Genomic DNA, 10,481 nt, shown 5'->3' on the forward strand with positions numbered 1-10,481 from the left:
CGCTGTTTTTGTAAGTACCAATCAGTACCAATATTTATCACCCCTTTATGCATCGCTCTGTACTCAAAGCCGCTGCTTTGATTTTGTTTCCTGCTCTCGTATTTCTTTCACCGAGGGGTGTTTTTGCACAAGAAGTGCAGGGCACGGGAAGCCCCTATATCGTCAATCAGATGCCCTCCGCGGCAATGAGTTTCAGCTTATACTCTTTTTACAGTACGCAGCAGGAGCAGGCATACCTGAAATTCGAGTATTTCGTACTTCAGCAACATACACAGCTTACGGAGCTGGTTTTTTGGGGAGCCGCGGGTTATAACATCCCCCTTACTGAACTATCCGATAACTTCTACTTTATTATTTACCCCGAAAAGGACTGTAAACCTTCCGGCCATCCGGCGCAGCAGGAAGACAATGCTCTTTTCAGTGTTCAGATCCCAACCGCGTCTGATCGATTCAATAATTCTACAAACCCTGAATCAAGATTCAACCGGATTATCATTGACTTAAAGGAATATGACATCGTGCTGCCTTCCGGGGTTTACTGGTTCACTCTTTATTTCGATAACCGTTTTTTCGATTACGGTTTTAACTGGCAGCTTAGCGACAAACGGAACAGGCCGGCATGGCACTTCAATCTCACAAATGATTTTTTCAACGCCACCGGAGTTAGGCCTGGCGAATTTTATGATATTCTGCAAAGCAATTACGCCTTTGTGTTAAGAGGAGATGCCCTTGATTAACCTTCTCCTGCTCCGCCTGCTTTTATCAGCCCTGCTGCTGCCTCAATTTATGCCCCCTGCAGCTCAGGATGTAACCATCCACATTGATGCGCCGGCCGGTGTTGTGGAAGTGATCACGACAGACGGCGATCTTACGAATGACAATATAAAATCTATTCAGCAGGATGAAAACGGATTCCTTTGGCTGGCCACGGATAACGGAGTTAACCGATATGACGGCTACACCTATAAACCATATGTGCTCGACTCAGGCAGCAACCGGGTGTTCAGCGAACCTGCCAAAGTCCTGTTTAAAGACAGTGCAAACATCATCTGGAGCACTACCGAAAGCGGCAACCTGTACTTTTATGATGAATGGGAAGATCGTTTTGTTTTTACAGACCTTGGGCCTGAAATCCGGCTGCGATTTGAAAAAGCACCTTTACTCGCTATCATCGGCAATCAGGCAAACGGTTGGGTTTTGGGGAATTCTGACGGCTTGCTGCGGCTGAGTCCGGATTATGAACTCACGGAAATTGCCGTTTCAGGCACCGGTCACATCACCTCAATCCATAGCGACCATGCGAACCAAAGACTTTACCTGAGCGGTTTTCGCAGCGGCATCTTCCGTTATGAGATTGAAAGCGGGGAGCTGAGTGCGATGCCGGAATTGAATGAAGCACTGAATCTGTATGCCACAAATTTTATCGGCAAAACCCATGACGGGCAGTTTTATGTAATTGAGCATCATATTATCTATCATTTTTCTGATGAAGGACTTTTGCTTCAAGAGTACGAAACCTATCCTTTTCAGATTTATCGCGCCCAGGTGGATCCCAACGGCGACCTGTGGTTCATGCAGGGGTTTGATATTCAGAAATATGATCGTAGTACTCAAATTGCAACAAATCTCTTCCGCGTACGCGGCGCCATTTCACTTTTCACCGATCAGAAGAACACCCTCTGGATAGGAACAAGTACAGGCATGATCACGGGTAAAGGCTTAATGAAGTACCGCTTCATTTCCGGGAAAATGGGATTCAAAAAGGAACCCTTCCTCGAAACAGCAATGCCGGGTTTCAGGGGAAAAGTAATGGAAGAGTACCCAGTATTTCTCACCGGCGCTCATCACACAACAACTGTTTCAATTGACCCTGATGATGATGAACTTTTTTGGATACTCACCAGCGAACTTGGGTTGTTCACCTACCATATTACCACTCTTGAACTAACCCGGTTTCCGGTCGAATATCCGCCGGTGAGTGCCGATACGAAATCGATTAACCATGCTTTCTACCGCGATGAAAGCGGCACGTTTTATATCATCACCAATAACGGACTTGTAATTTTCAGAGAAACGGAAGGCATCCTTCAGCTGATACCGAGGGAAGAAATTTTCGGTATGCAGCAGGGCGTCCATGTAAATATGATTTTGAAAGCAGGTGATACAATATGGCTTGCGAGCGCAGAAACAGCAGTAGTTTCCTACAATCTTGTTACCGGCCAAAGCAAAACGTATTTGTTTGATACCGTCGGCCGGTTCAGTTTTGAACTCAACCACGCGGTTGCGCTCACCTGCATGGACGCAAATCCCTGTCTTGAAATTTGGGCCATTTCCTCCCGCTCCGGTCTCTATAAAATTGATACGCTTAGCGAAACAATTGAATTTGTTTCAAACCCAACTATAAATCAGTCAGCTATGTTTGGAGGTCTTTCTTCAGATGCAGATCAAAACCTCTGGATTGGCACGAATCTCGGCATCATCAGATACCACCCTCAAACCGATTCAGCTGTCCGCTACACGGAAAGAGATGGCATACCCGGCCAAAACTTCTTTCGGAATGACGTGCTCAGATACCCGGATGGCACCCTGCTTTTTTGCGGAAACGTAGGCTGTAATAAATTTCATCCTGAAATTCTCCAGCCAGCTGAAGCTTCCATCCCCGTAGCTTTTACAGACGTAATTATCAAAGATCAGTCCGTTATGCCCTACAGCTCCGGCTGGTTTGTGAAAGACGGGGAAAACCGGCCCGGGCTTCAGGTTCACTGGCGGGATCAGGTGCTTCGCTTCAAATTCGCTGCACTGCATTTCAGCGAATCCAGTCAAAACCGATACAAATACCGGCTCACGCCCTACATCAATGAGTGGATCGAAATCGGAAATTCAACCGAACTTACTTTCACGAATCTTAATCCCGGCCGCTACCTGCTCGAAGTGAAAGGCGGCGACCGCTACGGCAACTGGAGCACGGAAGCAGCAAGCATGCCGCTCAGTATCATCCCGCCCTTTTGGATGAGGACCTCCTTCCGCATTTCAATAGGCCTGTTTTTCACCATCTTTGTAATCGGCATCAGCTGGAATGCGGCGCACCGCCGCTATAAGAATCAGCTGCAGCAGCTGGAATACAAGCTGGCCGTTGACCGGGAGCGGCTGCGCATCTCCAGGGATATGCATGATAACATCGGCTCGCGGCTTACGCAGGTTAAGATGATGAGCGAGCATCTTGCAACCGAATCAGAAACCGAAACCGGTAAAGAGATCCGGTTGCAGGAGCTCTCCGATGAGACCGCCGAAATTATGCTAACCATGAGTGAAATCGTTTGGTCGCTGAATCCCAAAAATGATTTCCTTGAAAACCTCGCAGGGTTTATTGTTAACTATGCAGATTCCTTCTGCCGAAAATGCGGTATCAGCTGCCGCATACAGGTTCCGCCTGAGCTCCCTGATCTTATGGTGCCCTCTGCTACCCGGCATCATCTGCTGAATGTACTCAAAGAAGCCCTCAATAATGCCATCCGTCACTCCGGCTGCACGCAGATTTCGCTAAGCCTCTCCTACACTCCCCCTTCGGTTCTGGAAGTCCTGGTTCGGGATAACGGCAGCGGTTTTTGCCCGGACAGCACGCCCAACAAATTCGGAAACGGGCTAACAAGCATGCGCGAGCGCATGAAGGAGTGCGGCGGCAGACTTGAGCTTGAGTCTGCTGAAGGAACCGGAACAGAAATCCGGCTCAAATGCCCGATAAATGCATAATTTATGGTTCTGAAACCGGCCCGGCAGCTTCCTTTGCGCGCTTCTTCTCCCGCCACGAAAGCCAAAGGTAAATTCCCAGATTGGTGCCTTTCTTGAGGGCACTGTACACCAGCAGCATGCCAGCCATTGAGGCTGTTGCCACTTCAAAGGTTTTGGAGAGCTCGATGCCAACCATCAGAAACACGAGGTCACGGCTGGGAAGCAGGGGGATGCGGTTGAGCACGATCATCACCGTTACAAAAAGCAGCCAGGTCTGAAACGCAACTTCCGGGATCACCACGGCCCAGAGCATTATCATCATACCGTTATGCAGAATGAAACGGCTGAAATAAATGGAGAAAACCTTCGCGGCTTTTTTTGCCGGCAGCGCGAACAGATAGCGCCGGAAGCTGAAAAACAAACCCGTGAGCAGCACTGCTGCGAGACCGCCGGCCACCCACTGCCACAGGGAAACCTCCCCGAAATAGCTGCTCAGGTCCACAATCCCAAAAACGCTGATGCCCCCCAGCAGCAGCAGGGCCGCTGAATTGTTGCTGAGGGCGGAAAGAATATTATTATCCCGCACATTTTTGATGGCCTCCCTATGGCCGAGGCCGAGGTAGTTTTTAGCCCATAAACTCAGAAAAACTTCCCCGCTGTAGCCGGCAACTTCGTCATTAAAAACTTTTTTCTTGAGCAGCCGGCCAAAAAGGTGACGCCGCGGCACATCCCACACCTGCCGGTAAATGAAAACCTCCGCAAGCGGCAGGCTAAAAAAAGTGAGCACAAAAAGGATGTAGAACAGCGGGTGCACCGGCAGGTTTTTCAGTATCTCAGTGATACCAATCGAATACAGCTGCCAGCCAACAAGTCCTAAAATCAGGAAGAGTACCAGCCGGCTAAAAACCGGTTTTGCCCGGTTCAGCGCCGGATTTTCGGCAATTTGCCGAAAAAAAGTTCCTGCCTTTGCAAGAGCCCCCGATGCCCGCTTTTCAAACGACATCATGCGCTCTTAATATGTACGACTGCTGTGCGGATGCACCCGTGAGCTGATTCAGCACAATTTCGAGCTCGGCCCGGTTAGCCGGGCTCAGCTTTTCCATGGCCTGAATGCAGGCAAATCGGACTTCACCCTGAACAATCCGGCTGAGTTTTTTGGTGAAGGTAAGCGAGATATCCGTTTCACCGTTAATCATCAGGTGATCGTCTTCATCCGCAAAGCGGACGTTACCCGCTGAAATTTCGAGATGATTGGCAAGAAATATGGCCGAAAACTGCTTCATATTTCTGAATCGCCACGAAATATTGCGCTCCAGCTCCTCCGGGTAAGCTTCGAACCAGCTTGCAAGTGTTTGCCGGTTGACCGGGTGCGGCACGTGCGGTGCGCGGTAATACTGCTTAAGGAATGCAGCCTTCCGTGCAGACTTAATCTGAAGCAGCAAATGCATCGACCGGGTGATGCCAAACAGTTTACGCGCAGCTTTACTTACAAAATTGTTGAACTTAATCCGCAAGCGGCTGTAACGCACTTGCTTTTCCCAGCTCCCCCTTAAAACTACTGCTGAATCCACAAAAAAATCCTGCGGTTTTACAGCCCTCACGATCAGAAAATCATCATTAAAATAAACAAACTGCGGTGCCAGCCCCGGTATTCGCCAAAGCATGCTTTCGATGGTTCGGGTATTGAAGGTTGGCAGATACTGTTCAAATCCGACAAAAATATCTTTATGATCAACCAGCTGCACCCCATGTAGCTGAAGCCATTCATCAGTTGCAAAAGCAGGCCGCTGATTATCTGTAACCAAAAAGATGGTACGCATCCAGGGGGCAAATTTGCGGATTGATTTAATGCAGTAAAACAGTTCTCCGTTTTCTACAAAGCGCGTTTTATCCCCTCCGGTCAGTAATCGGTTGGGGGCGTGTATTTCTGATTGCGCATAGCTGTTGCGCTTTTCAAGGTGCGCCGGGTCGTTTCCGTCAACCCACATTATCACCGCATCAATACTCTCAGGGTCTTCAGCTTCCGGGTTCAGGGTTTCGGGCTTTGTTTCAATCTCAGACTGCTGCATTCAGCAATATCCTCAAATTACGCTTCTGTTTTCAGATTTTGTGATGTACCTGCTTCAGCGGGCATATAAATTGCTGCTTCAAAATAACCCCTGCATCTCACATTTTCACTTTAAATTTGGGATGCATTACCAACCATGAGTAAAAAAGATCCGATACTGAAGGGGCTGAAATTGTTGAATTTAAACCAGCCTTCGTTCAATTTTTGCATGAATGCCGCACAGAATTTCATAAGGGATGGTACCGGTCATAGCGGCCCATTCATCGGCCTGCATTGCGCCATCGCCCATTATGGTAACTTCCGTACCTGTTTCGATGTAATCCCGACAAAAGAGCATGGTGTAATCCATGGTGATGTTACCTGTTTGCGGGAGGGTTTTGTTACCGGCCCGCATCACAATACGATTACTGAGTGCACGGGGAAGCCCGTCGGCATACCCGACCGGCAAAACGATAAGCCAGCCGTCTTCAGGGGCTGCCCAGCTTGCTTCATAACTCACCGTACCCCCGGTATGTATGGCTTTTGTTGCACAGACACGGGTTTTCCACTGCATAACCGGCTTCAGCCCCGGCAGGGCATATGTTTCGGAGGGTGAAAACCCGTACATGCTGATGCCAAAACGGACCATATTATAACGCGCCTGCTTGTAGAACAGTAATCCGCCTGAATTCGACGCATGAATAAGCTTACCGCGTGCATGTTCATCCATATTTCGGATCAGTTCGTTCAAATCATCTATCTGCTGCAGCGTTTTAGCATGGCTTGGTGAATCTGCACAGGCAAAGTGCGTCATAATACCTGAGGGATTCAGCTGCCTGCTCTCAACCTCCTGCCTTATTTCGGGCCAGTCTTCGGGGTAAAACCCAAGCCGGCCCATACCGGTATCAAATTCCAGATGAAATGACATGGAAGGACTGATCATTCGTAATTCTTCAAAAGAACCAACCGTTGCTACCAGGTTAAACGAGCGGTAATCAGCAAGGGTATCGCGGCGAACCGGCGCAAAAACGAGAATGGGCGTAATAATGCCGTCTTTACGGAGGTTTACGGCTTCTTCAACTGTTGCTACACCGAGGGCAGTTATTTTCCCCGCCAGTGCTCTCGCTACGCCTGAGGCCCCATGGCCGTAGGCATTGGCTTTTACAACTGCCATCGTTTTGATTCCCTGCCCTGCCATTTCGGAAAGCAGCCGGACATTATCCCGGAGAACAGATCCATTTACCTCCAGATAGGAAGTTGCTGCGTCTTTCGCGGTTATCTGCCTGGTTGAGTTAAGCATGTTTTCGGTAGATTTCTCTGAATAAGGGGCTGCCGTTGCAGCTTGTTAATACCATTTTTAGGCAACTATTTTAACTTCAACATCTGATTCAGGTGGAGCACACCTTTTGTGCCGGCAATGCATTTACCTTCACAAAATCCAAAATAGCTTATTTTGAGCTTTGGCAGATATAAAAAAATCTAAATCTAAAAAAGACGACTTTCTTTTTCGGGAATCCAAAGATGTATTGCACCTTCGTTTTGCTGCATCCAGAACCTGAGTTCTTTGGCATCGCACATGCCGATAAACCTGCCGGCTTTATATACCGGTACCCATTCAGCATTGAAACTCACCGTTGCTGCCCAGCTTTCCGGCTCATCAAGGGCAATGTAGTCACCGGTTTGAGCAGGCCTTATATTTTGGGGACCAACGGTAAAATCTGTGCTGCGCAGTAGCTCACCTTCCACCACTTGTCGCCCGCTCTCTACGTCCATGACGGGAAAGATACAGCGGCTAAGCAGCGTTTTTTGTGATGGGATCATTTGCTTAACCAGCTCTTCGGTTGTACACGTACCTGCAACAGGAATATGCTGAATGAGATCCCGCGCTGCCGGCATATAATTGAGTTCGTAGCGGCCGCTGTTCCAGGTGTACATCATGTAAAGAGCCAGAATCCCGCTAAAAATTACGTAATCTGATTTGAGCCAGGTGTAATCTATGAGTGCCATGAGCAAAAGAATCCCGGTAATCACACTGCCTGAGCGTTTGGTAAGCCATGAGGCACGCAGATAGTTGCCAGTAACTCCCCACAGAAAAGACCTCAGCAGGCGGCCGCCATCAAGCGGGAAAATCGGAAGCAGGTTAAATAGCGCTATGAGCAGGTTTATTAAAGCCAAAAACCTGAAAAAGTACCAGGCCATGTAGGTCGGGTCGAGCACAACAGCATACATCACCCATGAAATAACGGCAAGCGCAAGAGACGCCAGCGGGCCGGCTAAGGCAATCCAGAACTCCTGCCGTGCAGCATGAGGCCGGTGCTGAAGCTCGGCCATGCCACCGAACAGATAAAGATGAATCCGCTCGATGGGGATGTTCAGCCAGCGCGCTACCGTACTGTGCCCGAGCTCATGTATCAAAATTGAAATAGTGATGAACACCGCGGTAAGCCCGCCAAGTACCCAGTACTGAAGAGCTCCGGGCAGATACAACATTTCCGGGTAATATCGCGTGCTCAGCCCCCAAGCCAGCACAATGAGTACCAGCGGCAGCAACGGATCAACACTGAGCCGCCACCGGTTGATGATCACATGCCGGTATTTGAAACCGGAAAGAATGGGGGTTATTTTCATTTTTTGACGTTAGCTTGCCTCGGGCCTAAAACCACTTTTTCTTTTTAAGTGCCTTAAGTACTACGTGCGCGGCATTGTGCCCGGCGGCAGCAAAAACGCCCCCGCCCGGATGGCAGGAAGCGCTCGAAAGGTACAGGTTCTGAACGGGTGTTTCGTACCGGCTGAGCTCCGGGGTAGGGCGAAACATGAACATTTGGTCGAAGGTCATTTCCACATGCATCACGTTACCTTTCAGCAGGCCGTGCTTGCGCTCAATATCGAGCGGGGTTTGGATGTACCAATCGATGAGCTTGCCCTTCATGTTGGGGGCGTAATCGACCACGACATCATAAATTTTCTGCGCTTCTTCAACCCTGATGCGATCCCACTCCAGGTCGTTTTGCAGCTCGTAGGGGTGCCACTGCGCCCACAGGAAAAGCGTGTGCGCGCCTTCCGGCGCCAGGGTGTTGTCGATGTTGGAAAAGGTCATGGCAACCACGGCCGGTTTTTCGGGGGGCAAACCTTTGTAATAGTTGCCGATGGCGCGTTTCATGTAGGCCATGTCCGGGCAGAGCATCTGCAGCCCGTTGTGGATGTAAGGATCGTCGGGGCAGCTTGTGTACTTTGGCAGCTCTTTAACCGCACAGCGGATGACCATCCCGAAGCCGTTGCCCACGTTGATGTTTTCCACATTCCGGATGGTATCCGGGGGCAGATGCTCCGGACCGACCATTTTGAGCATGGTGGTCTGCACATGGGCATTGGAAATCACTACGCGGCTTTGAAATTCCTCGCCTCCCTTAATGCGCACCCCGTGTGCCCGCTTGCCTGAAATCAGGATTTTCTCGACAGGTGAATCAGAGCGGATTTCGCCCCCGTGTGCTTTCAGCATCTGCGCCATGGCCTGTGTGAGCATACCGCTGCCGCCGCGCGGCCGCTTCCCGCCGCTTTCGTGCAGCATCGCCTGCCAGCCCACAAACGGGCCCGTGGCACTTTGATCCGGCGGCGGACCCGATTGGGCGGCCATCCAGATGAGGGCGGTTTTTACGCTTTCATTTTCGAAATAGCGGTTTACGACCTGCTCGTAGCTGGCAAAAATCTGCTGAAGGCCGGTTACCTGCTCACCCTTGGCAAACATGCTGCCATCGCGGATTTGCCCGCGGGCCATCTCGCTGAAAATATTTTTGGTAGTGGGCGGCACCAGAAAAGTTTTGAGTACGCCACGATTGATGCGCTTCCAGAAATCAATAAACTCACGGTAAGCGGCGGCGTCTTTCTCAGATACCTGCGCGATGGATGCCATCGTCTTCTCCACGCTGCGGTGGAAGTGAATCACCTTCTGCTCACCGGGTACCGGAAACGACATGAAAGGATCCATCTCAATGTATTCAAGACCGTATTTTTCCAGTTCGAGATCCTGAATTACGGGCGTCTGATGGATCATAAAATGCGCTGATGAGCCCACATCCATCCGAAACCCTTCCGGGTAGGTCTCGCTTTTAAACATGGTTTCCGTGCAAACGGCCCCGCCAATGGTATCGCGCCGTTCAAGCACGAGAACCGAGAAACCGGCTTTCGCCAGATAACACGCGGTAGTTAAACCGTTGTGGCCGGAGCCGATAACAATTGCATCGTAGGTCTTGCTCATAAAAAGTACGGGATGTGCTGAAATGTGAGTGTAATCAGAATGCTGTGCCGGAGCAGATTTGTTGGGCAAAATAAGCCTGAGCCTTTACTTCCGGTGCTGATGAAAGCAGCTGAACCATCCGGCAAAAGTGAATGAACAGCCTGAAGAAGGGCTTCATTCATACAGCCCGGAAAGATAACAAACCTGTTCCCCAATAAAGCATCTTTTCTGAAAGCGTCGGCTGCCGGGGCGAATTAAGGCAGGCTATATTTGTGATGCTTCTGCGCAACAAAGCAGGCTTATCACGTATGACAGTTTGGCGATTTTATCCCTAAATTGTCAGTAAATTTTATCCTTTCATTTTAACGCATCCCTCCAACCTATGATTGATTTTATAAAACAGGTATTTGCATCGGCCATTGGCTTCATAATGGTATTTGTACTGTTTTTCTTTTTCCTGTTTATCCTGTT

The 10,481-nt window shown here is 49.6% G+C and carries 7 protein-coding genes; 2 read left to right on the top strand and 5 right to left on the bottom strand.

All coding sequences use genetic code 11. From position 1 onward, the window contains the following. Positions 1-47: 47 nt before the first annotated feature. On the top strand, positions 48-737 hold the full coding sequence (locus LAT75_RS06940) for a hypothetical protein (RefSeq protein WP_291481914.1): 690 nt from the start codon (positions 48-50) through the stop codon (positions 735-737). Further along, positions 730-3,750: a sensor histidine kinase gene (locus LAT75_RS06945; protein WP_291481915.1), complete on the top strand. Its 3,021-nt coding sequence runs from the start codon at positions 730-732 to the stop codon at positions 3,748-3,750. Before LAT75_RS06940 ends, LAT75_RS06945 begins: the two co-directional genes overlap by 8 nt. A gap of 1 nt (position 3,751) precedes the next feature. Here the strand turns inward: LAT75_RS06945 and LAT75_RS06950 are convergent, their stop codons facing one another. The 5 genes from LAT75_RS06950 to LAT75_RS06970 all read right to left on the bottom strand — a co-directional run bounded on the left by LAT75_RS06950 (position 3,752) and on the right by LAT75_RS06970 (position 10,031). Beyond that, entirely contained in the window at positions 3,752-4,735 is a 984-nt protein-coding gene (locus LAT75_RS06950; protein ID WP_291481916.1) for a hypothetical protein, read from the bottom strand. Beyond that, positions 4,722-5,798, bottom strand: a complete 1,077-nt coding sequence (locus LAT75_RS06955; protein ID WP_291481917.1) for a Stealth CR1 domain-containing protein — start codon at positions 5,796-5,798, stop codon at positions 4,722-4,724. The genes LAT75_RS06950 and LAT75_RS06955 overlap by 14 nt, the downstream gene beginning before the upstream one ends. A gap of 180 nt (positions 5,799-5,978) precedes the next feature. Next, positions 5,979-7,076, bottom strand: coding sequence for an alanine racemase (alr, locus tag LAT75_RS06960; RefSeq protein WP_291481918.1), 1,098 nt, complete (start codon positions 7,074-7,076; stop codon positions 5,979-5,981). 185 nt (positions 7,077-7,261) lie between these two features. Beyond that, a complete protein-coding gene (locus LAT75_RS06965) occupies positions 7,262-8,404 on the bottom strand; it encodes a site-2 protease family protein (protein ID WP_291481919.1) in 1,143 nt (380 codons plus the stop codon). A gap of 25 nt (positions 8,405-8,429) precedes the next feature. Next, positions 8,430-10,031, bottom strand: a complete 1,602-nt coding sequence (locus tag LAT75_RS06970) for an NAD(P)/FAD-dependent oxidoreductase (protein ID WP_291481920.1) — start codon at positions 10,029-10,031, stop codon at positions 8,430-8,432. Positions 10,032-10,481 lie beyond the last annotated feature (450 nt).

Source organism: Cyclonatronum sp., from assembly GCF_022565315.1.
Classification (GTDB): domain Bacteria; phylum Bacteroidota; class Rhodothermia; order Balneolales; family Cyclonatronaceae; genus Cyclonatronum.